The 22,313-nt window shown below is 74.5% G+C and carries 15 protein-coding genes, 1 pseudogene and 1 riboswitch; of the genes and pseudogenes, 9 read left to right on the top strand and 7 right to left on the bottom strand.

The features are described from left to right. Window positions 1-6: 6 nt before the first annotated feature. The 3 genes from KGS77_RS28870 to KGS77_RS28860 all read right to left on the bottom strand — a co-directional run bounded on the left by KGS77_RS28870 (window position 7) and on the right by KGS77_RS28860 (window position 3,761). Window positions 7-1,464 carry a hypothetical protein gene (locus KGS77_RS28870; protein WP_242586080.1) on the bottom strand — a complete coding sequence of 486 codons (1,458 nt, stop codon included), beginning with the start codon at window positions 1,462-1,464 and terminating at the stop codon, window positions 7-9. A 313-nt stretch (window positions 1,465-1,777) separates the two neighbouring features. Beyond that, window positions 1,778-2,905 carry an alpha/beta hydrolase gene (locus KGS77_RS28865; protein ID WP_242586079.1) on the bottom strand — a complete coding sequence of 376 codons (1,128 nt, stop codon included), beginning with the start codon at window positions 2,903-2,905 and terminating at the stop codon, window positions 1,778-1,780. 196 nt (window positions 2,906-3,101) lie between these two features. Next, on the bottom strand, window positions 3,102-3,761 hold the full coding sequence (locus tag KGS77_RS28860; RefSeq protein WP_242586078.1) for a class II aldolase/adducin family protein: 660 nt from the start codon (window positions 3,759-3,761) through the stop codon (window positions 3,102-3,104). A 242-nt stretch (window positions 3,762-4,003) separates the two neighbouring features. On the opposite strand from KGS77_RS28860, the gene KGS77_RS28855 reads away from it, so the two are divergent. The 3 genes from KGS77_RS28855 to KGS77_RS28845 all read left to right on the top strand — a co-directional run bounded on the left by KGS77_RS28855 (window position 4,004) and on the right by KGS77_RS28845 (window position 6,677). Continuing rightward, on the top strand, window positions 4,004-4,822 hold the full coding sequence (locus KGS77_RS28855; RefSeq protein ID WP_242586077.1) for a lysozyme: 819 nt from the start codon (window positions 4,004-4,006) through the stop codon (window positions 4,820-4,822). Window positions 4,823-5,073: 251 nt separating this feature from the next. Continuing rightward, window positions 5,074-6,429, top strand: a complete 1,356-nt coding sequence (locus KGS77_RS28850) for an inorganic phosphate transporter (RefSeq protein ID WP_242586076.1) — start codon at window positions 5,074-5,076, stop codon at window positions 6,427-6,429. Continuing rightward, window positions 6,426-6,677: a hypothetical protein gene (locus KGS77_RS28845; protein ID WP_242586075.1), complete on the top strand. Its 252-nt coding sequence runs from the start codon at window positions 6,426-6,428 to the stop codon at window positions 6,675-6,677. The genes KGS77_RS28850 and KGS77_RS28845 overlap by 4 nt, the downstream gene beginning before the upstream one ends. Window positions 6,678-6,879: 202 nt before the next feature. Here KGS77_RS28845 and KGS77_RS28840 read toward each other — a convergent pair whose 3' ends face one another. The 3 genes from KGS77_RS28840 to KGS77_RS28830 are packed head-to-tail and all read right to left on the bottom strand — an operon-like array spanning window position 6,880 to window position 11,624. Further along, the gene (locus KGS77_RS28840; RefSeq protein WP_242586074.1) at window positions 6,880-8,259 is read right to left on the bottom strand and encodes an extracellular solute-binding protein; all 1,380 of its coding nucleotides are present in this window, start codon (window positions 8,257-8,259) and stop codon (window positions 6,880-6,882) included. Next, window positions 8,256-11,003 (bottom strand): caspase family protein, encoded by a 2,748-nt coding sequence (locus tag KGS77_RS28835; RefSeq protein WP_242586073.1) that lies wholly within the window; start codon window positions 11,001-11,003, stop codon window positions 8,256-8,258. The genes KGS77_RS28840 and KGS77_RS28835 overlap by 4 nt, the downstream gene beginning before the upstream one ends. 6 nt (window positions 11,004-11,009) lie before the next feature. Next, window positions 11,010-11,624, bottom strand: coding sequence for a hypothetical protein (locus KGS77_RS28830; RefSeq protein WP_242586072.1), 615 nt, complete (start codon window positions 11,622-11,624; stop codon window positions 11,010-11,012). Window positions 11,625-11,827: 203 nt separating this feature from the next. Next, window positions 11,828-11,981, top strand: a riboswitch (cobalamin riboswitch). Window positions 11,982-12,105: 124 nt separating this feature from the next. On the opposite strand from KGS77_RS28830, the pseudogene KGS77_RS28825 reads away from it, so the two are divergent. From KGS77_RS28825 to KGS77_RS28805, 5 genes and pseudogenes are all read left to right on the top strand, one after another. Further along, window positions 12,106-13,079 (top strand): annotated as a pseudogene (locus KGS77_RS28825) (cobalamin biosynthesis protein). Window positions 13,080-13,320: 241 nt separating this feature from the next. Beyond that, entirely contained in the window at window positions 13,321-14,883 is a 1,563-nt protein-coding gene (locus KGS77_RS28820) for a cobyric acid synthase (RefSeq protein ID WP_242587752.1), read from the top strand. Window positions 14,884-15,055: 172 nt separating this feature from the next. Further along, window positions 15,056-17,350, top strand: a complete 2,295-nt coding sequence (locus tag KGS77_RS28815; protein ID WP_242586071.1) for a putative cobaltochelatase — start codon at window positions 15,056-15,058, stop codon at window positions 17,348-17,350. Further along, window positions 17,350-17,946 carry a cob(I)yrinic acid a,c-diamide adenosyltransferase gene (cobO, locus tag KGS77_RS28810; RefSeq protein ID WP_242586070.1) on the top strand — a complete coding sequence of 199 codons (597 nt, stop codon included), beginning with the start codon at window positions 17,350-17,352 and terminating at the stop codon, window positions 17,944-17,946. Before KGS77_RS28815 ends, cobO begins: the two co-directional genes overlap by 1 nt. A gap of 181 nt (window positions 17,947-18,127) precedes the next feature. Continuing rightward, window positions 18,128-19,585: a cobyrinate a,c-diamide synthase gene (locus KGS77_RS28805; protein WP_242587751.1), complete on the top strand. Its 1,458-nt coding sequence runs from the start codon at window positions 18,128-18,130 to the stop codon at window positions 19,583-19,585. Between the two features lie 97 nt (window positions 19,586-19,682). On the opposite strand, the gene KGS77_RS28800 is transcribed toward KGS77_RS28805, so the two are convergent. Beyond that, a complete protein-coding gene (locus tag KGS77_RS28800; RefSeq protein ID WP_242586069.1) occupies window positions 19,683-20,408 on the bottom strand; it encodes a ZIP family metal transporter in 726 nt (241 codons plus the stop codon). A gap of 149 nt (window positions 20,409-20,557) precedes the next feature. Between KGS77_RS28800 and cobC the strand changes: the two genes are divergently transcribed. Then, window positions 20,558-22,288 carry an Rv2231c family pyridoxal phosphate-dependent protein CobC gene (cobC, locus tag KGS77_RS28795; RefSeq protein ID WP_277994279.1) on the top strand — a complete coding sequence of 577 codons (1,731 nt, stop codon included), beginning with the start codon at window positions 20,558-20,560 and terminating at the stop codon, window positions 22,286-22,288. The last annotated feature ends 25 nt before the right edge of the window (window positions 22,289-22,313 follow it).

Genomic DNA, 22,313 nt, shown 5'->3' with positions numbered 1-22,313 from the left:
CCCGGTTCACACCCCGCCGGTGTGGACCTGGAAGGCGGCCCGGCGGACGGCCTTGGCCAGGGCCGGGTCGGGGTGTGCCGCGGCCAGCGCGACCAGGACCTGCACGGTGCGCGGGTGCCCCACGGCCCGTACCTCTTCCAGGAGGCGCGGCACCGAGCCCTGGACCGCCGAGTCGAGGTGGCGGACCAGGAGCTGGCTCTCGCCGTGGTCCGCGACGGCCGCGGCGGTGTCCACCCACAGCCAGGTGGCCTCCTCGCGGGTCAGGACGTCCGGCGCGGTCTCCGGGTCGCCGCCCTCGTGTTCGACCAGCCACAGCAGGGCGTACGGCCGCAGGCCCGGCTCCTCGGCGGCGGCGCGCACGGCGGGCTCGGCGGGCGCGCCGACCGCGCGCAGCGCCTCGAAGGCCAGGCCGCGCAGCAGGGCGTCCTCGCCCCGGGCCACCTCCAGCAGCTCCTCGACGGCGCTGCCGACGGACCGGGCCGCCAGCCAGGCCCGGTATTCGGCGCGGGCCGGGCCCGGGGTCAGACGGGCGCAGCCGCGCAGCATCGCCTCGGCGGAGCGTTCGATGTTGCCGGCCGGGCTCTGGGCCGCGACACAGATCTGTTCCAGCTTGACCCACACCGACCAGTTGCCGAGGGGGGTGAGCAGCGCCTCGCGCTCGGCGGGTACGCCGGTCTTCGCACCGCCGCGCACCACGAGCGCTCCCACGGTCGAGAGCCCGTCCAGCGCCCAGTCCAGGAGCGCCGCCAAGGGCACCCCGGCCGGGTCGCCCGGCGTCCCTTCCCGGCCGCCCGGCGCGCCGCCGTCCTCCCCCTCGCCGCCCGCCTGTCCGTACAGGACCTCGCAGCGCTCCGTACGCAGCTCGGCGACGCGCTGGCCGAGCAGGTCCAGCAGGACCGGCAGCCGGACCGGGCCGGCCGACAGGTGCAGCAGCGAGAGCAACTGCGGTACGGCCTCGACGACTTCGGCGACGACGGTCGGCGCGGCGCCGGGGGGCGTGGGGCGCGCCAGCGACCAGGCGTCGAAGAGCGCGACCCAGCCGCGCAGCGCCGCCGCGTCGTCGCGGTCCCAGGCACGCAGCCGCCACCCGGGCCGGGCCAGGCCCTGGTGCAGCTCGATCAGCCCGGCCAGCCTGGCCCGGTCCCAGTCCGCGCGCACCTGCCGCGGCGTCAGTTCCAGTCCGGCGGCGGCCCGCTCCACGACGGCCTCCGGAAGTGCCCCGTCCGCTCCGGCCCGCACTCCGGCCTTGGATCCGCCCCGGCCGCCGTCGGCCCAGCGGGCCAGCCGGACGGCTCCGGCGAGGCAGCTCCGGGCCTGCCGCGCCAGTTCGGCGGGTGGCGGCATGCCCGCGGGGGGCCGGGGCGCCGGCCGGGCGGCCCGGGTGCTCACCGCCCGGCGGGCAGCGGCGATCGGTTGACGGGGGACCAGTCGGAGCCGGGAGTCGCGCGGAGTACGGGACGTCACAGGAGCAGTCTTGCCGCTGACGGCCCGAAAGCCCAATCGGAACCCGTCCTGCGCCTTGTGGGCCGGCGCGTGCTCTTCCCCGGCCGGGGCCGCCCGGCCCGGCCGCGACGGTGCGGCGGGCCATCCGGCCGGGGCCGTACGACCGTACGGGGAGAGCCGTGCGGCCGGGTCCGCGCGAAGAGACCGTACGAGCGGGTCCTTGCGAACGAGAACGAACAGGACCGTGCGAAGGGGACCGTACGAACGGGATGGCGCGAAGGGGACCGTACGCATGCAAGGGGCCGTACGAACAAGCAGGGCCGTCCGGCCGGGGCTACATGAGCGGCGTCAGGAAGCGGCGCAGCGTCTCTTCGTAGGCGGAGGGCGCAGTGTTCCACATGGCGGCGTGCTGGGCCTGCGCGAAGGGGTGGAGGGTGACCAGGTCGGGGCGGCGGGCGGCCAGTTCCCGGGACGGCCCCCACGGGGCGATGGTGTCGTCCGGCCCGTGCAGGAGGAGGGTCGGCACGGACAGCAGGGCGGGGTCGGTGGCCCCGGCCAGCCGGTCCGAGTGCAGGCCGGTACTCCCCTCGGCGGCGCGTACGGCCAGGCTCAGCAGGGGGCGCGGGGTGCCGCGGGCGGCGGCCAGGGCCCGTACGGTGGCCTGCCAGTCGAGGATCGGGGAGTCCAGGATCAGGCCCCTGATGTGGTGGCGCAGCGCGGAGTTGGCGGCGGCGTGCAGGGCCATGGAGGCGCCGGTGGACCAGCCGTACAGGACGACGCGGCGGGCGCCGTGGCGGACGGCGTGGCGGATCGCGGCGTCCAGGTCGCGCCACTCGGAGTCGCCGAGGTGGCTGACGCCGTCGGTGGAGCGCGGGGCGCCGGCGTCGTTGCGGTAGGCGAGGTCCAGTACGGGGAGCCGGTAGCGGTGCAGGAAGGGCATGACGATCATGGGGTGCTCGCGGGTGGTGCCCAGGCCGTGCGCGATGATGACCCACAGGTCCCGCGAGCCGGGCACGAACCAGGCCGGGAGCGGGCCCAGTTCGCCGGGGACCTCGACGTCGGAGCACTCCAGTTCCAGCGCCTCGCGCGGGTGGCCGGTGTAGACCTGCGGGGTCAGCCGCATCCGGGCGCCGGGGCGCGGCGCGCCCTTGCTGACGCGCAGCAGACGGCGTACGACGGCGCCGGCGGGGTGCGGGGCGTCCTCGGCCAGCGGGCCCACGACCGCGTGGCAGCCGTCGCCGGTCAGCCCGTACGTGCCCGGCCGCAGGGCGGCGGCGTTGCGGTCGAGGGTGATCCAGCCGTCGGCGACGGCCTGCACGGTGATCCGTGGATCACCGGGAAAGGGCAGGCCGGACGGTGTTCTCAGGGCGGCGTCGCTGGCGTACCGGCCGACCGCCAGCGCGGTCGCGCCGGCCCCGATCACGGTGGTTGCGGTCGCTGCCGCCACGGTTCCCAGACGCATCCTCCTTAGTGTGGGCAGGGCCGGCGGATGCGGCCAGTGGGCGGCGGCGCGCGAGTGATCCATGGGGCACGCGTGCCCACGGACCGCGCGTCCATGACAGCGGGCCCGCCCGGAAGGCGGGCGGATGGTCTTCGCAGGCGTGTGGTCATCGCGGGCGGATGCCCGTTGCGGGCGGGTGGTCATCGCAGGCGGATGGTCATTGGGGGCGGCGCTGTCCGTACCCCCGGAGTTTCTCGCCCACCTCCCGCACCTGCTCCGCGGAGAGCAGCGCCGGCTCACGCCCCGGTACGGAACTGGCCGCGAGCCACACGCGGCACATCCATTCGAGCTGGGCGGTGCGGTCGTACGCCTGGTCCAGGGTGGTGCCGTAGGTGACGGTGCCGTGGTTGCGCAGGAGGCAGCCGGTACGGTCGCGCAGCGCGCCGAGCATGTTCTCGGCCAACTCCTCGGTGCCGTACAGCGCGTAGGGGGCGACACGGACGGGGCCGCCGAGAGCCGCGGCCATGTAATGGATCAGGGGGAGCTCGGTGACCAGGGTGGAGACGGCGGTGGCGTGGGCCGCGTGGGTGTGCACGATCGCGGTGGCGCCGGTGGTGCGGTAGACCGCCAGGTGCATGGGGAGTTCGCTGGTGGGTTCCAGGGCGCCGGCGGTCCGGCGGCCGTCGAGGTCCACGGCGGTGAGGTCGCCGGGGCCCAGCCGGTCGTAGGGGACGCCGCTGGGCGTGACGAGAACCTGATCCCCGACACGTACGGACACATTGCCCGACGTGCCGACGACCAGCCCGTCGGCGACCGTGCGCCGGGCCGTGGCGACCAGATCGCGCCAGGCGCCCTCGATGGCTTCCCGCTCCGTCATACGGATCCCTTTCCCGTGCGCTGTGGCGTGTCGGGCCTGTCGGTCGACACCGTACGGGCGGGGCGGACGGCGGGACAGGGCGGGCGCCGGGCGCGGACGACGATCCTCCGGTATTCGGGCGTTCCCGTCATATACCGATACATCATCTCCTACAAGGCATTGGCCGGAGATCGACCGCCTTCTAGGGATCATCCGGTAGCCTCTGGTGGATTTGTCATGGACGCCGTTTTCCGGGGGGAACAATGGCTCGTGATCATCAGCCGCTCCACTCACCGGACCATTCAGCGACAGCCACCCACCCGTCGTACCTCGACCGCCGCGACCGCCGCGATCGGCGCGGCCGGCGCGCCCTGCTCGCCGTCTCCGTCGTAGCCGCCACACTCGGTACCACCACCCTCGCCGCGGCCCCCACCGCCTTGGCCGCCCCCATCCGGCTCAGGGGCCACGACGTCTCCGCGCACCAGAAGAACGTCGACTGGCACAGCGCCAGGGCCAAGGGCGCGCGCTTCGTCTACGTCAAGGCCACCGAGGCGCTCTCCTACCGGAACCCCTACTTCCGCCAGCAGTACAACGGCTCCCGGCGGGCCGGCCTGGTGCGTGGCGCGTACCACTTCGCGGTGCCGACCGCCTCCTCCGGCACCGCGCAGGCCCGGTACTTCCTGCGCAACGGCGGCCGGTGGTCGGCCGACGGCTGGACGCTGCCGCCCGCACTGGACATCGAGCACAACCCGTACAACAGAAAGAACCCCTGCTTCGGGATGAGCCGGGCCGCCCTGGTCCGGTGGATCGGGGCGTTCAGCCGGGAGGTCCGGCGCGGTACGGGCCGGACGCCCGTGATCTACACCACGGCCCGGTGGTGGAACGGCTGCACCGGTGGCAACCGGTCCTTCGGCCGCACCCACCCGCTGTGGCTGGCCGACTGGCACGGCGCCGCCGGTCCGCTGCCCGCCGGCTGGTCGTTCGTGAGCTTCCGGCAGTACGCCGACGACGGCGCGCTGCCCGGTGACCAGAACCGGTGGAACGGCTCGGTGGCGCAGCTCAAGAGGTTCGCCAGAGGATGAGGACGAGGCCCTGGCCGAGACCCCGATCGAAGCCCTGATCGAGGCCCTGATCGAAAGCCCGGCCGGGAACGTGACCGGGAACCGGGTGACGGGAAAGCGTCCGCCACACGGCCGCCGGACGTCCGCCACACCGCCCCCGCGTGAACACCCCGCGGGGGCATCACCGTCACGCCCGCCTCAGTTCACCTTCCGTTCACCCTCCGTCCGTACGGTCCGAGCGTCATTGACCATCGAACTGATTGCCTGGGTGAATGGAACACATCACGCTTCTCATCGGGATCGTGATCGTCACGGCCTTGGTGTTCGACTTTACGAACGGCTTCCACGACACGGCCAACGCCATGGCCACCACCATTTCCACCGGGGCACTGCGGCCCAAGACAGCGGTGGCGATGTCGGCGGTCCTCAACCTCGTCGGCGCGTTCCTGTCCGTGGAGGTCGCCAAGACCATCTCCGGCGGCATCATCGACGAGACCGCCGGAATCAGACCGGAAGTGATCTTCGCCGGCCTGGTCGGCGCGATCGTCTGGAATCTGCTCACCTGGCTGGCGGGGCTGCCCTCCAGCTCCTCCCACGCCCTCTTCGGCGGGCTGATCGGCGCCACGCTGGTCTCCGTCGGCACCGGCGGCGTCCACGGCTCCGCCGTGGTGATGAAGGTCCTGATCCCGGCCGTGGCCGCGCCCGTCGTCGCCGGTCTGGCCGCGATGGCGGCGACCCGCCTCACCTACCGTCTGGCGCGCCACCACGACGAGGAGGACACCGCCAAGGGCTACCGCGCCGGGCAGATCGCCTCGGCGGCGCTGGTCTCGCTGGCCCACGGCACCAACGACGCGCAGAAGACGATGGGTGTGATCACCCTCGCGCTGATCACCGGCGGCGTCCTCGCCCCGCACTCCGACCCGCCGCTGTGGGTCATCGCCTCGGCCGGTCTGGCCATCGCCGCCGGCACGTACTTGGGCGGCTGGCGGATCATCCGTACGATGGGCAAGGGCATCACCGACATCCAGCCGCCGCAGGGCTTCGCCGCCCAGACCGGCGCCGCGGCCACCATCCTGGCCTCCTCGAACCTGGGCTTCGCGCTCTCCACCACCCAGGTCTGCTCCGGTTCGGTCATGGGCGCGGGCCTGGGCCGCAAGGGCGGCGTGGTGCGCTGGTCCACGGCGGGCCGCATGGTCATCGCCTGGGGGCTGACGCTGCCGGCCGCCGGTCTGGTCTCGGCGGGTGCCGCCTTCCTGGCGGGCCGGGGCGACTGGGGTGTCGCGGCCGTCGCCGTCCTCGCGCTCGCCGCCTGCGGCGCGATCTGGTGGGCCTCGCGCCGCAAGCCGGTGGACCACACCAACGTCAACGAGACCCCGGCCACCGCGGACGCCGGGACCGGCCCGGCCGCCGAGCCGGCGGGCGTGGTCACCACCGCGCTGCGCGCCGTCTCCCCGCCGCCCGCCGGCCCGGTACCCCGCGCGCCGGCCGCGGCCACGGCGACGGTTCCGACGGCCGGCGCGCAAGAGCCGCACGAGCCCGTCGCCCCGCCCCGCCCGCCGCGGCCACGGCCGCCGGCTGACCGCCCCCTCCCCCGCACTTCCCGCACCCAAGGAATGACACCCGCATGAGCATCGACTGGGCAGCTCTGGGCCAGGTCTTCGGCGTCACCCTCGTGGTGACGGTCGGGATCGTGGGTCTGTTCACCGTCGGCATCGTCGGCACGTCCCGCAAGCGCCGGCCGGCGGGCGGGGCGGCGCCGACCGGCGGCCCGGCCACCACCGCACCGTCCGCAGCGGCCCGTACGGGCGCGTACGCCGCCTTCGCCCTGTGCGCGGCGGCCGTGGCGTACGGCATCTACCTGATCGTCGCCCGCTGAGAAGCCTTCGGACAGGCTCGAACAGACTGAACGGCAGGCGGTCACCGGGGCCATTCGCGCCCCGGTGACCGCCTGCCGTTTTCCGTGCGCGTTCCACCGCACCGCGCGTATCACCGCATCGCACTGTTCTCCGTACGTCTCACCGTACGGTCAGCACCGGCTTCCCCCGCAGGTCGCCCGGGCCTGCCCGAAGAACGACCCCTCAGCCGCGCCCGTTGAGCGCCTTGTCCGCCTCCCTGGCCAGAGCGTCCGCGACCGCCGTGTTGTCCTGTCTGCGCAAGTACTCCGAGACCCGGATCTGCACGACCTTGCTGAACGTCTGGTAGTGGACGCTGCGCGGCCTGGGTTCGGCCGCGCGCAGCGCCGCGTACAGCGTCTTCTTGTACGCGGGTTCCCGGCCGTCACCTCCCGCGGGCGACGGCCCGCCGCTCTCGCCGCGATCGGCGTTCTCGGGCGGCAGACCGCAGACGGGGGCCCGGCCCGGGTCCCGGTACGCCGAGTCGCGGGTCGCCGCGAAGCCGCGCTCCAGCAGGCAGCGTTCGCTCTGCGGGCCGGTGAGTGCCTCGATCAACTGACGGGCCAGTGCGGGCCGGTCGCTGGCGGCCGAGATCGCCAGGTTCTGCCCGCCCAGTACGGACAGCCGCTTGCCGTCCCTGGGGCGGGTCGGCAGCTCGGTGACGTCGAACTGCTCGCCGGGGGTGAGTTTGTCCGCGACCGAGGCGTACTCCACCGGCCAGTTGCGCATGAACAGCGCCTTGCCGTCGGCGAACCAGCGGCGGCTCTCCGTCTCGTCCATCGCCGTCACCTGGGGCGGCATGATCGAGTTCAGCAGGGTCTTCAGGTCGGCTACGCCCTGCTGGAGCGCGCCGACCTGCTCCCCTTTGGTGAAGCTGGTCGCCTCCGGCGCGCCGCCGGCCGCCCAGGCCGCCTCCAGGGTGTTGACGGTCAGCCCTTCGTACGGGCGCAACTGGGTGACCAGGCCGGCCAGCTTGTCCTTGTGCTTCTTGTTGTACGCGTCCGTGACCTGGGTGGCCATGTTCTTCAGCTCGCCCCAGTTGTCCGGCGGCCGGCTGTCGCCGAGGTATTCGCCAAGGAGGTCCTTGCGGTAGTAGAGCAGCCCGGCGTCGGTGTTGAAGGGCACGCCCCACACCTTGCCGTCGTACTGGGTGGTCTTCACCACGCTGTCCAGGAAGTCGGGGTCCAGCTTGCCCTCCCAGGGGCGGATGACGCCCGCGGCGGCGAACTCCGCGGTCCAGGCCACGTCGATGTTCAGCACGTCGTAGCCGCTGTTGCCGGACTGACCGGCGGCCAGGAGCTGGCTGCGCTGTCCGTCCGCGGTGTCCGGGAGCTTGACGATCCGGACCGTGTTTCCGGTCCTCTTCTCCCAGGCCCGGATCAGGTCCTGACGTACGCCGGTGCTGCTCAGGTCGCTGCCGGTGGCCAGCACGATCTCGCCCTTCCGCGGTCCGGGGCCGGGCGAGTCGTCCGTACAGCCCGCCGCCGTGCACACCACCAGCGCGCCGAGCGCTGTAACCACCCACCGGTTCCGGGCCTTCGCTGCTCTGCGTCGCGGCTCTGTCACGGAGTCTCCTTCCCCGCCGTGCCCACGGAGGCCACGAGCCCGGCCAGCAGGTCCGGCGCGTCGGAGCCGGCCGCCACGCACTGGCCGCCGGAGGTCGACGCCAGGCCGCGCATCGTCAGATTGCAGCCGCCCTTGCCCATCACCAGCATCAGAACGGGGATTCTCGGCGTGCCTTCCAGCAGCGTGGCCAGCTTCTTCTCCACGTCCTCCGCACGGTTGCGGGCCCCGTCGTCCTGGTCGAGGATCAGCACGATGGCCTTGTTCCTGCCGGACGCCTTCCTCGTCTCCTGTACGGCGGCGGTCAGCGCCTCCTCCATGTCGGCGCCGTGCTCGACCAGTTCCCCCTTGGCGATCCGGTTCAGCGCCGCCTTGCCCGGGGCGCGGTCGGAGCTGCCCAGGGGTACGGCCCGGCGCGACCGGTAGGGGTCCGTGGGGTCCCCGCGGTCGGGGAAGGTCCACAGGCCGTACGTGTGGCCGGCGGTGCCCACCATCTCCAGGGCCCGGCCCGCCGCGTCCAGCGCCACCGTGAGCTTGCCGTGGTCGGCCATGGAGGAGGAGGTGTCGATGAGGAACAGCACCTGGCTGGACTCCTGCGCCTGGTCGTATCTGCGCAGCACCTGTGTCACCTGGGACTCGTAGGCCCGGCCGGCGGGGAAGGGGATGACCCGGGCGTTGGTGTCGGCGTCGGCGCGGCTGTCCAGCAGCGGCGACCCGGCGAGCCGGAGGTCCGTGCCCTCCGCCACCGGCCGGTAGCCCTCCTGGACGAGGGTGCGCTGCCCGCCGGAGGGGTCGCGCAGCCAGCGCGCGAAGCTGTCCACGGCCGCCCGGCGCTCCGTACCGTCCTTCGCGCCCTGCCAGCCGACCCGCACCAGCGGGTGGTCCAGGGCCGGGACGCCCTTGGGGTAGTAGGCGGCGTAGCGGTCGCCGGGCGCGAGCGGGGCACTGCTCGCCGGGCAACTGCCGATGGCGTGGCCGAGGTTGTAGTCCATCAGCGACTTCTCGGTGACCAGCGGGGCGGAGCGGGCCCGGTCGGCGCCCTGGGTCTGGCCGGAGTCGGGGCGCAGCGAGCACAGGAGCTCTGTGCTGCCCGCGTACTGGCTGCCTGGGGCCGACAGCCGGCGCTCGGCCGTGCGGGCCACCGAGGAGTCGGGCGCGCTGCCGGAGCCGCTCCAGGAGCCGTCGTTGGCGAGGTAGAGGCCGAGGGTGTGCATCAGGCCGGTGCCGGACAGTACGGGGCTGGGGCGCAGCAGTTTGAGGTTCTGGTGGTCGGGGTCGGTCGCCGCGAGGAGGGCCTGCCAGGCGCCGCCGACCCGTTCGACGTCGGCCGGCCGTTTCTTCTCCGGCACGCCGACGACCAGGGGGGTGTAGGCGACCGGGCCGGTGTTGGCCAGGCCGGCCGGGGAGGCGGCGGCGGACGCCATGCCACGGCGGGCTTCGAGGTAGTCGGCGGTGGATTCGGGGATCCACAGGTCGGGCTGGGGGCCGGGACGGTACAGCGGGTCGGTGCCCGTCCCCCCTTTCTGCCCGCCGGAGTCCTCGGGCCCCTGGGAGCCCTTCGGGTTCCCGGACTTCGTGGGGCCCTGGGGACTCCCGGGGCTCGCAGGACTCCCGGAACTCCCGGGGCCCCGCGCCCGGTCACCACCGGCCTGTACCTGCCAGCGGCCGGCGGCGGCGAACCCCTTGACGACCTGGTCCTTGGCCGCGGAGTAGACGGTGATCTGCGCACGCCGGCAGCCGTCCGGGATGTCTCCCTCCCCTTTCAGCGCACGGGTGTTCAGGGCGGACATCTCGTACTCCAGGGCCGCCCGGCGCAGCGTGGGCTCCGCCTCCGGGGCGGTCAGCAGGCGCAGTTCGAGTGCGGGCGGGCAGGGCGGCTCCGGGCGCAGCGCGTCGGCCACGACGAGGCCGGCGAGGATCAGGCCCGCGGCCGTCGCCATGGCCGTCAGGACCCGCAGGCGCCGCAGGACGTACCGCCGGAACCAGCGGCGGATCCGGATGCGCAGCGGTGTGGGGGGCCGGACTTCGGGCGTGGCGAAGGAGAGGACGACGTCGTCGACGGTGTTCTGCTTGGCCGACCGGGGCTCCCAGACGTCGCCCATCGGGGTCTCCTCGTCGGCGAGCCGCTCGCGCAGCGCCCGTACGAAGTCCTCGAAGGTCACGTACGGCCGGCCCGGAATGCCCTCGCGCAGGATCTGGACGGCGGCGCGGGTGAAGACCGTGCCGCCCAACGGCTCCTCGCCGCTGAAGATGCGCCGGTTGGGCTGGGCGGCCATCAGGAGGGACATGGGTTTGCGACGGGAGTGGAACCCCTCGTCGGCGTTGCCCGAGAAGCAGCACTCCAGGATGATCACGACGCGGTCGGCCCGCGAGTGTTCCAGATAGGGCAGGACGGTCTGCTGCCAGGAGACCGCCTTGTGGGTCTGGCCCGTCCGTGAGACGCCGACCATCAGTTGCAGGTCGCCGCCGTTGAGCCGGACCCTGCCGTGGCCGGAGAAGTGGATGAGCAGCAGGCCGCGCGCCTCGGCGGCGACGGTGTCCAGCGCCTGGTCCAGCTCCCAGGGCTCCCGGGGCCGGCAGATGCGCACTTCGCGCTCGGTGAACAGGTCGGTGTTCTTGTCGGTCAGGGCGCGTTTGAGTTCCTCCGCGTTGGCCTCGACCGCCGGGAGCTTGGGGAGGGTCTCGTAGTCGCTCACACAGATGAGCAGCGCCCGGTTCCGTTTGCCACGCGCGTCATATACGGACATCGCGGCTCATCCCTCGCCGGCGCCGCCGCCTTCGTCCGTACCGGCGCGGGGATCCGGGCGCCCGGGGGGCCGGCTGCCGCAGGGCCGGTTGCCGGGCGGCCGGTCTCCCGGCGGTGCGTCGCCGATGTCGCGCAGGCCGCCGCCGTCACCGAGCGCGACGCCGGGCTCCTCGCCGGCGGCGCGCTCCTCGCGGCGCTGTCTGAGCCACTCCCGCAGGGTGATGAGCAGGCTCTTGGTGATCTCGGCGGTGAACGCGCCGGTCACCACCAGGATCAGCTCGTCCGCGCCGATCGCCATGTCCCGGCGCCCGGTGTCCGGCCGGCCCGGCTGTCCGGTCCGTACAGGCCGTCCGGGTTGTCCGGTCCGTACGGGCCGCCCGGGTTGTCCGGTCCGTACGGGCCGCCCGGATTTCTCCGCCCCTTCGAGCCCTTCCGCCCGTTCCGCCCCTTCCGGCCGTTGCCCCTCGTCATCCGACTGTGGCCGCACCACCCACTCGTGTCCCTGGCCGGCCAGCCAGGGCTCGCGCTCCAGCCACGCCTTGAGGTCCTCGATGTCCTGGTGCGGATTGTTGGTGCCCGTGATCCTGAGGCGGAACTCACGGCGGCTTGCACTGTCCGGCATTCCCGGCCCCCTTCCGGCGAGCCCCATCGCCCGCCGTGCACCAGATAGTGACGCGCCAGCGGCGGCACAGGCAACCGTATGTGACGCCCCCCTTACCCTGTGGCGCGCGCCACAGTGCCCACGTACCGGCCTCACCGCAGGTCACAGGCGAGTTGACGGGCCTTCGCGGAGCGTGGTGGACTGCCGGAGCCATTCGGCGACAGATGAGGAAGTCCGGTGAGAATCCGGCGCGGTCCCGCCACTGTCACCGGGGAGCGTTCCTCCAGCGAAGGCCACGGCCCGGCCCGCGCCCGCCTCGGGTGTGCGCGTACGGACTGGAAGGCCGGAGGAGACGCCGATCCGGGAGCCAGGAGACTCTCGTCGCCGTTCACGTCGAACCAGGGCGCGGACCCTGAGTGAGGACACACCGCCATGCCCGGCCGCAGTTCGAGATCCCTTCGTGCCGTACCGTCCCTCCAAGGCGTGACGGCGGCCTGATCCGATGCGTGCCGAACACGCCACGTACGCGTGCGGCGCGGCCCTGGGCTTCCTCGGTGACCTGATCGCGGGCGATCCCCGGCGCGGTCATCCGGTGGCCGCTTTCGGGCGGGCCGCGGGCGCCGTGGAGCGCGGGCTGTGGCGCGACCACCGCGGGTACGGAGCGGTGCACGCCGCGCTGTGCGCCGGCGGGGCCGCCGCCGGGGCCGCGCTGCTGGCCCGTACCGTACGGTCCTCCTCCCGCGCCTCCCTCGCGCTGACCGCCGCCGCCACCTGGGCCGTCCTGGGCGGCACGTCGCTGCGCCGCGAGGCGCGGGCGATCGGCGGCGCGCTGGAGGCGGGCGACCTGGAGGTGGCCCGCGAGCGGCTGCCGCATCTGTGCGGGCGCGACCCCCAGGCGCTGGACGGGCAGCAGATCGCGCGCGCGGTGGTGGAGTCCGTCGCGGAGAACACCTCCGACGCGGTGGTCGGCGCGCTCGTATGGGGCGCGGTGGCCGGTGTGCCGGGGCTGGTGGCCTTCCGGGCGGTGAACACGCTGGACGCGATGGTGGGTCACAAGTCGCCGCGCTACCGGCGCTTCGGCTGGGCGTCGGCCCGGCTGGACGACGTCGCCGGCTGGCCGGGGGCCCGGCTGACGGCGGCCCTGACCGTGCTCGCCGGGCCGGACCGGCGGGGCGCGTGGCGCGCCTGGCGCCAGGACGGCGGGGCCCACCCGAGCCCCAACGCGGGGCCGGTGGAGGCGTCCTTCGCGGGCGCGCTGGGGCTGCGGCTGGGGGCACGCTGGCGTACGGCGGGCGCGTCGAGCACCGGCCGGTGCTCAACGGCGGCGCGGGGCGGGCCGTCGCGGTGCGGGACGTGGAGCGGGCGGTGGCGCTCTCGCGCCGGGTGAGCGCGCTGGCGCTGGCGGTGACCGTCGCGGGGCGGGCCGTGGCCGGTGCGCTGAACGCGCGGCCGGCCGCGAGGAGGCGGTCGTCGTGAGGCGGCGGCCGGCGATGCGCCGGCGCGGGAGCGCGGCCCTGGCCCGCCCCCGGACGCCGGACGGAGCGTACGGGCCGGGCCTGCCCGGCGCGCCCGAGCCGTACGCACCGGGCAGGTCGTACGGGCCGCACGGGCCGGTTCCGGGCAGCCTTGCGGTGGCGGGACGTGATGGTGAGGACATGGCGAGGAGTGCCCTGTGAGCGGTCGCAGTGACCACGACGGCCGAAGCGGCCGGGACAGCGTGAGCAGCCGCGGTACGGCGCCGGGCGGCGCCCTCGGTGGTGGGCTGCTGGTGGCGGGCACCACGTCCGACGCGGGCAAGAGCGTGGTGACGGCCGGCATCTGCCGCTGGCTGTCCCGCAAGGGCGTCCGCGTGGCGCCCTTCAAGGCGCAGAACATGTCGCTCAATTCGTACGTGACGCGCGAGGGCGCGGAGATCGGGCGGGCGCAGGCCATGCAGGCCGCCGCGGCCCGCGTAGAGCCGAGCGCGCTGATGAACCCGGTGCTGCTCAAGCCGGGCGGCGACCGCAGCAGCCAGGTGGTGCTGCTGGGCAAGCCGGTGGGTGAGCTGAGTGCCCGGGGCTACCACGCGGGCCGCCAGGAGCAGTTGTTCGACACCGTCACGGCGTGCCTGGAGGAGCTGCGGCGCACCCACGACGCGGTGATCTGCGAGGGGGCCGGCAGCCCGGCGGAGATCAACCTGCGGCGCACCGACATCGTGAACATGGGCATCGCGCGGGCCGGCAGACTGCCGGTCGTGGTGGTCGGCGACATCGACCGCGGCGGCGTCTTCGCCTCCTTCTTCGGCACCACGGCGCTGCTGTCCAAGGAGGACCAGGCGCTGGTCGCCGGCTACCTCGTCAACAAGTTCCGCGGTGATGTGTCGCTGCTGGAACCCGGGCTGGACATGCTCAAGGGGCTGAGCGGCCGGCCGACGCTGGGCGTGCTGCCCTTCACCCACGGCCTGGGCATCGACGAGGAGGACGGCCTGCGGGTCTCCCTGCGGGGCGCGGTGCGCGAGAGCGTGGTGGCGCCGCCGCACGGCGCGGACGTGCTGCGGGTCGCGGTCGCCGCGGTGCCGCTGATGTCCAACTTCACGGACGTGGACGCGCTGGCCGCCGAACCCGGCGTGGTGGTGCGGTTCGTGGACCGCCCCGAGGAACTGGCCGACGCGGACCTGGTGGTGCTGCCCGGGACCCGCGGCACCGTGCGCGCCCTTCGGTGGCTGCGCGAGCGCGGCCTGGCCGACGCGGTACGGCGGCGGGCCGCCGAGGGCCGCCCGGTGCTGGGCATCTGCGGCGGCTACCAGATGCTGGGCGAGCGCATCGAGGACGAGGTCGAGTCCCGGGCCGGGGTCGTCCAGGGGCTGGGGCTGCTGCCCGTACGCGTACGGTTCGCGGTGGACAAGACGCTGGCCCGGCCGACGGGTCGGGCGCTGGGCGAGCCGGTCGAGGGGTATGAGATCCACCACGGCGTGGCCGAGGTCGACGGCGCGGAGCCCTTCTTGACCGACGGCGCGGGCACCGCCCTGGACGGCTGCCGGTCCGGTGTGGTGTGGGGCACGCACTGGCACGGCTCGCTGGAGAGCGACGCCTTCCGGCGGGCCTTCCTGCGGCGGGTCGCGGCCGACGCGGGCCGGGCGTTCGTGCCCGCTCCCGACACCAGCTTCGCGGCGCTGCGCGAGGAGCAGTTGGACCGCCTCGGCGACCTGATCGAGGAGCACGCGGACACCGACGCGCTGCTGCGGCTCATCGAGGGCGGAGTGCCGGACGGGCTGCCGTTCATACCGCCGGGGGCGCCGTGAGCGGCCCCGGCGGCAACCCCGCGGACGCGGGGACCACAGCAGCGGCCCAGCCAACTGCTCGTGCAGAAGTGGACCACCTCCGCTCAGGCGGAGCCGAGGCTGCGAGATCGCTCCCCGGCGCCCGTAGTTCGGCCGGCAGTCTTCGCAAGCCACTCGAAGGAGTGATCGGCACGTGACCAACCCCTACCCCTTCACCGCGATCGTCGGCATGGACGACCTGCGGCTGGCGCTGCTGCTGAACGCGGTCTCACCGGCCGTGGGCGGCGTGCTCGTCCGCGGCGAGAAAGGCACCGCCAAGAGCACCGCCGTCCGGGCGCTCGCCTCGCTGCTGCCGCACGTCGACGTCGTGCCCGGCTGCCGTTTCTCCTGCGCCCCGGCCGCGCCGGACCCTGGCTGCCCGGACGGGCCGCACGAGCAGACAGGTGCCGGCGTCGAGCGCCCCGCCAAAATGGTCGAACTCCCCATCGGCGCGTCCGAGGACCGGCTCGTCGGCGCGCTGGACATCGAGCGAGCGCTGTCGGAGGGCGTGAAGGCCTTCGAGCCGGGCCTGCTGGCGGAAGCGCACCGCGGCGTGCTGTACGTCGACGAGGTCAATCTGCTCCATGACCACCTCGTGGACTCCTTGTTGGACGCCGCCGCCATGGGCGCCTCCTACGTGGAGCGCGAAGGCGTCTCCGTACGGCACGCGGCGCGCTTCCTGCTGGTGGGGACGATGAACCCCGAAGAGGGTGAGCTGCGCCCGCAGTTGCTGGACCGCTTCGGCCTGACGGTGGAGGTCGCGGCCTCCCGCGAGCCGGACCAGCGGGTCCAGGTCGTACGGCGCCGGCTGGACTACGACGCCGACCCGGCCGGCTTCGCCGCGCGCTGGGCCACGGAGGAAGAGGCGCTGCGGGACCGTATCGCCGCCGCCCGCGCCCTGCTGCCGTCCGTGGTGCTCGGCGACGCCGCGCTGCGTCAGATCGCCGCGGTCTGTGCCGCGTTCGAGGTGGACGGCATGCGCGCCGACATCGTGATGGCGCGCACCGCCTGCGCGCTGGCGGCGTGGGCGGGCCGTACGGAGGTCCGCGAGGAGGACGTACGGCAGGCCGCGCTGCTGGCCCTCCCGCACCGCCGCCGGCGCAATCCCTTCGACGCCCCCGGCCTGGACGAGGACAAGCTCGACCGGACGCTGGAGGAGTTCGCCGCGGACCAGGACGAGGACGACGGCCCGGAGCCGGACCCGGACGGCGACGGTCCGGACGGGCCCGGCGGACCGGGCGGCGGACAGCCGCCGCAGGACGGTGACGGCGGTACGGACGGGGCACCCGGCGAGGATGCGCGGCCCCCGCACGACCGGCCGCAGCTCCCCGAACAGCCGCCCGCGTCCGGGCCCGACCGCGCTCCGGCGCCGGATGGCCCGCAGGCCCGCTCCGGCCGCCCCGAGGACGCCGGCCAGGCCGGCGCGGACAGCCAGGACGGCCGGGGCGGTGAGAAGGCCGCCGTCGGCGCGGCCGAGCCGTTCAGGACCCGGCGGCTGGACGTGCCGGGCCTGGGCGAGGGCGCCGACGGCCGCCGCTCCCGGGCCCGTACGGCACACGGCCGCACCACCGGCGCCCGCCGCCCCCGGGGCGCGCTGGGCAAACTGCACCTGGCGGCCACCGTCCAGGCCGCCGCCCCGCACCAGCGGGCGCGCGGACGGGCCGGCAGCGGCCTGGTCCTGCGCCGGGACGATCTGCGCGAGGCGGTGCGCGAGGGCCGCGAGGGCAACCTCGTCCTCTTCGTCGTGGACGCCTCCGGGTCGATGGCCGCGCGGCAGCGCATGAGCGCGGTCAAGGGCGCGGTGCTCTCGCTGCTCCTGGACGCCTACCAGCGGCGCGACAAGGTCGGGCTGATCACCTTCCGCGGTACGGGTGCGGAGCTGACGCTGCCGCCGACCTCATCGGTGGAGGCGGGCGCGGCCCGGCTGGAGAAGCTGCCCACCGGCGGCCGTACGCCGCTGTCCGAGGGCCTGCTCAAGGCCCACGAGGTGCTGCGGGTCGAGCGGATGCGGGACCCCTCGCGCCGCCCGCTGCTGGTGGTCGTCACCGACGGCCGGGCGACCGGCGGCCGGGAGCCGCTCCAGCGGTCCTCGCGGGCGGCCCGGCTGCTGGCCGGGGACGGTGTCGCGTCGGTGGTCGTGGACTGCGAGAGCGGGCCGGTACGGCTCGGGCTCGCGGGCGAACTGGCCCGCGACCTGGGGGCCACCGCCGTCACGCTGGAGGAACTGCGCGCGGACAGCGTCTCGGCGCTCGTACGGGACGTACGGCAGGTCCGCGACGTACGCGACGCACACCGCGGCCCGGAGGCGTCGCGGACCCGCCGGACACGGCACGCGGAACACGCACGCAACGTGGAACACACAACGAACGCAGCGCACGCACGTACCGCAGAGCACGCACGCAACGCAGCGCATGTACGGAACGCTCAAGACACCCGGAGGGTCGCGTAATGCCACAGGGACAGCCGTCCGTCGTACCGGACGACGGGCTCACCACGCGCCAGCGGCGCAACCGCCCGCTGGTCCTGGTCCACACCGGCGTCGGCAAGGGCAAGTCCACCGCCGCCTTCGGGCTGGCGCTGCGGGCCTGGAACCAGGGCTGGCCGGTCGGGGTGTTCCAGTTCGTGAAGTCGGCGAAGTGGAAGGTCGGCGAGGAGCGGGCGCTGCGCGTCCTGGGCGACTCCGGCGAGGGCGGCACCGTCGCCTGGCACAAGATGGGCGAGGGCTGGTCCTGGGTGCAGCGCGACCTGGCCTCCAGTGAGGAGGCGGCGCGCGAGGGCTGGGAGCAGGTCAAACGGGACCTCGCCGCCGAGACGTACAAGCTGTACGTACTGGACGAGTTCGCCTACCCGATGCACTGGGGCTGGGTGGACGCGAGCGAGGTCGTCTCGGTGCTGCGGGACCGCCCGGGGACCCAGCACGTGGTCATCACGGGCCGCAACGCCCCGCAGGAGCTGGTCGACTTCGCCGACCTGGTCACCGACATGTCCAAGGTCAAGCACCCGATGGACACGGGCCAGAAGGGCCAGCGGGGCATCGAGTGGTGAGCGCTCCTTCTCCTGCGGCTCAGGTCAGCGTGTGTTCTCGTACGGCTCAGGTGGGCGTGTGTCCTCGTACGGCTCAGGTGGGCGTGTGTCCTCGTACGGCTCAGGTGGGCGTTTCTTGAGCACTGCATCCGGCGCGCCCGGTACGTCCCAGGGGTCCTCGGCCGCCGCTGCGGCGGTCGCGGTGCCGCGGCTGGTCATCGCCGCGCCCTCCTCGGGCAGCGGCAAGACGACCGTCGCCACCGGCCTGATGGCCGCCTTCGCCCGCCTGGGCCTGGCGGTCTCCCCGCACAAGGTGGGCCCCGACTACATCGACCCGGGTTACCACTCCCTGGCCACCGGCCGCCCCGGGCGCAACCTGGACGCCTACCTGTGCGGTCCCGGCCGCGTCGCCCCGCTGTTCCTGCACGGCGCGGCGGGCGCGGACCTGGCGGTCGTCGAGGGCGTGATGGGGCTGTACGACGGGGCCGCGGGGCAGGGCGAGCTGGGGTCCACCGCGCAGGTCGCCAAGCTGCTGCGGGCGCCGGTGGTCCTGGTCGTGGACGCCTCCTCGCAGTCGCGGTCGGTGGCGGCGCTGGTGCACGGCTTCGCGTCCTGGGACCCGGAGGTACGGCTGGCCGGAGTGATCTTGAACAAGGTCGGCTCGGACCGGCACGAGGAGCTGCTGCGGGAGGCGCTGGACGCCTCGGGCGTCCCGGTCCTGGGGGCGCTGCGGCGTGCCCGCCAGGTCCGTACGCCCTCCCGGCACCTGGGCCTGGTCCCGGTCGCCGAGCGGCAGGCGGAGGCCGTGGAGTCCGTACGGGCCCTGGCCGAGCAGGTCCGCGAAGGCTGCGACCTGGAGGCGCTGCTGTCGCTGGCCCGCAGCGCTCCCCCGCTGACCGGCCCGGCCTGGGACCCGGCGCCGCCGAGCGCCGGGGACCGGGGCAGGGACGGGCACCCCGTCATGGATCAGACGGACCCCGGCGCATATGGGACGGGCCCGGACCCCGGCGCGGACAAGCCGGTGATCGCCGTGGCGGGCGGTGCCGCGTTCACCTTCTCCTACGCCGAGCACGCCGAACTGCTGACCGCCGCCGGCGCGGAGGTGGCCGTGTTCGACCCGCTGCGCGACGAGCGGCTGCCGGCCGGCACCCGTGCGCTGGTGATCGGCGGCGGCTTCCCCGAGGTGTACGCGCCGGAGCTGTCCGCGAACGAGCCGCTGCGCGCGGCCGTGGCGGCCCTGGCGGAGTCGGGGGCGCCGGTCGCCGCCGAGTGCGCGGGGCTGCTGTACCTGTCCCGGTCGCTGGACGGCAAGCCCATGTGCGGGGTGCTCCCGGCCGAGGCCCGGATGTCCGACCGGCTCACGCTCGGCTACCGGGAGGCGGTGGCCCTGCACGACAGCGCGCTGGCCGTGGCCGGGACGCGGGTGCGCGGGCACGAGTTCCACCGGACGGTGCTGGAGCCGGGCGCGGGTGAGCGGCCCGCCTGGGGCGTGACACATCCACGGCGCGGGGTCGAGGGATTCGTACGCGGCGGCGTGCACGCCTCGTACCTGCACGTCCACTGGGCCGCCGAACCGTCCCTGGCGTGGCGGCTGGTGGCCGGCGCCCGAGCCGTCGGGACGCCGGGAACCGCTGGAACGCCGGGAACCCGCCGTGCGTGACCGGGCCGACGGCCGGCCCGGCCCATCCGGCTCGTACGGCTCACGCGCCTCGTACGGCTCATGCGGCCGACCCGGCGCGTACGCGTACTCGTACACCTCACTCGGAGAAGCCGACCACCAGCCATATGAAGCCCACGCCTGCCGCCGTGCAGCCCAGCGTGGACAGCGCCGGATGGTCGTGGTGGGCCTCCGGCAGGATGTCGGAGGTCGCCAGGTAGAGCAGCACCCCGCCGAAGAAACCCAGGTAGAGGCCGAGTGGCTGCTCCGGAAGGGTGAACAGCAGGGTCGCGGCGGCACCGGCGACCGGCGCCAGCGCGTCCGCGCCGAGCATCAGCAGCGCCCGGTGCCGGGCGTTCCCGTACAGGCTGGTGATCGTGTACGTGTTGAAGCCGTCCGCGAAGTCGTGGGCGATGACGGCGAGCGCCACCGCCACCGCCATGTCCCGGCCCACCTGGTAGGACAGACCGATCGCGAAGCCGTCCATCATGCTGTGCACCACCAGCGCGACCGCCGCCGTCAGCCCGACCTGCGGCGCCCGTTGGTGCGGGTCCATGCCGTGGGCGGCCTTGCGGACGGCCAGCAGCCGTTCCAGCGCGTGCGCGGCCAGGAAGCCCAGGACGAAGCAGAGCAGCGCGGCGGGCACGCCGAAGACGGTCTGCCCGGCGGCGTCCAGCGCCTCGGGCAGCAGGTCCAGGCCCACCACGCCCAGCATCAGCCCGCCGGCCAGGCCCAGGATCAGATGCCTGCGGTCGGTGACGCGATGGGCGACCCAGCCGCCGAAGAGCGTCATCAAGAACGCGCCCAGTGCGATGGCCACCGGCACGCTCCCACCTCCTTCCCGTGGTCCGGATCCTTTGTCCCGCGGTCCGGATGCCGTTTCCCGTGGCCCGGGTCCCGGCTCCCCTGTCACCTGCTTACTGACCGTCCGGCGGTTCCGCATGTCCGGTACCGGGGGCCGGCGGGGTTCCGGCCGTGAGGTCCGGCCCGTACGGTGCCGGGGCCGCGGCAGGATCCGGGGGCTCCGCGGAGACCGGTCCCGAGGCCGAGGCCGAGGCCGAGGTCGCGGTCGGGGTCGGGGCCGGCCGGGGCGTGTCAGCGGCGGAGGTGCTGGGCCTGGTCGAGGAGACGCTCGCGGCGGCGGGTCTGACGCCGGGCTCGGTCGCCGTGCTGGCGACGGTGGAGGGCAAGGCGGCGGAGCCGGGCCTGGTCGCGGCGGCGGCGCGGCTGGGGGTGCCGCTGCGGTCGTACGGGGCAGGGGCGCTGGCCAAGGTGGGCGTTCCCCATCCCTCCCGGGCGGCGGCGGACGCCGTGGGGACACCGAGCGTGGCGGAGGCCGCCGCCCTGACGGCCGCGGGGCCCGGAGCCGTACTGCTGGTTCCCAAGCGCAAGTCGGCGCCTCCAGGGCGCGCGGCCAGGGCGACCTGTGCCGTCGCCCGCCGCCGCCCGCACCCGGCCCTCCCCACAGCCACCCACGACGCCGACCCCAGCCCCTGCACATCCCCGATTCTTCCGATTCCCCCCACTTCCCCCACTTCCCCCACTTCCCCCACTTCTCCAACTCTCTCCATCACCACCGGCAAGGCACCCATGTCCACCACATCAGCCACGTCACATCCTTCGGCCGGCGAGCCCCACGAGCCGGACCTGCGGCACCACGGCGACGCCGAGGTCCGCGACGGGAACGGCGTCCTGGCCGACCTGACCGACCTGGCGGTCAATGTCCGTACCGGGACGCCCCCGGCCTGGCTCAAGGCCCGGATCGCCGCCTCGCTGGACGGGCTGGCGGCCTACCCCGACGGCCGGGCGGCCCGCCGGGCGGTCGCGGCCCGGCACGGCCTGCCCGTCGAGCGGGTGCTGCTGACGGCGGGCGCGGCGGAGGCGTTCGTACTGATCGCCCGGGCCGTACGGGCACGCCGGCCGGTCGTGGTGCACCCGCAGTTCACCGAGCCCGAGGCGGCGCTGCGGGACGCCGGTCACAGCGTGGAACGGGTGCTGCTCAAGGAGCGGGACGGCTTCCGGCTGGCCGCCGGTGCCGTCCCCGAGGACGCCGATCTGGTCGTCATCGGCAATCCGACCAACCCCACCTCCGTCCTGCACCCGGCCGAGGAGATCGCGGGGCTGGCGCGTCCGGGCCGGACGCTGGTGGTGGACGAGGCGTTCATGGACGCGGTGCCGGGCGAGCACGCGTCGCTGGCCTCGCGTACGGACCTGCCGGGCCTGGTCGTACTGCGCAGCCTCACCAAGACCTGGGGGCTGGCGGGGCTGCGGGTGGGGTACGTGCTGGCCGAGCCCGGGACGGTGGCGGAGCTGGAGCGGGCCCAGCCGCTGTGGCCGGTCTCCTCCCCCGCGCTGGCCGCCGCCGAGGCGTGCTGCGGCCCGGCCGCGCTGGCGGAGGCGGCACAGGCGGCGGAGGTGATCGCCGAGGACCGCGGGTACCTTCTGGCGCGGCTGGGCGGGTTCGCAGACGTACGGGCCGTGGAGCCGGCCGCGGGCCCGTTCGTGCTGGTCCGGCTGCCCCGTGCCGCCGCCGTACGGGAGCGGCTGCGCGGGCTGGGTTTCGCGGTCCGGCGCGGGGACACCTTCCCCGGGCTGGGACCCGGGTGGCTGCGGCTGGCGGTCCGGGACCGGGCCACCACCGACCGGTTCGCCGCCGCCCTCGCGGAGGTCCTCGGCGAGATCCCCGACGCGCCGCCGCCCGTGTGATCGCGCGAGTGGCGATCACACGGGC

Source organism: Streptomyces sp. MST-110588, from assembly GCF_022695595.1.
In the GTDB taxonomy this organism is placed as follows: domain Bacteria; phylum Actinomycetota; class Actinomycetes; order Streptomycetales; family Streptomycetaceae; genus Streptomyces.
This window is presented reverse-complemented; position numbering and strand designations above follow the sequence as displayed.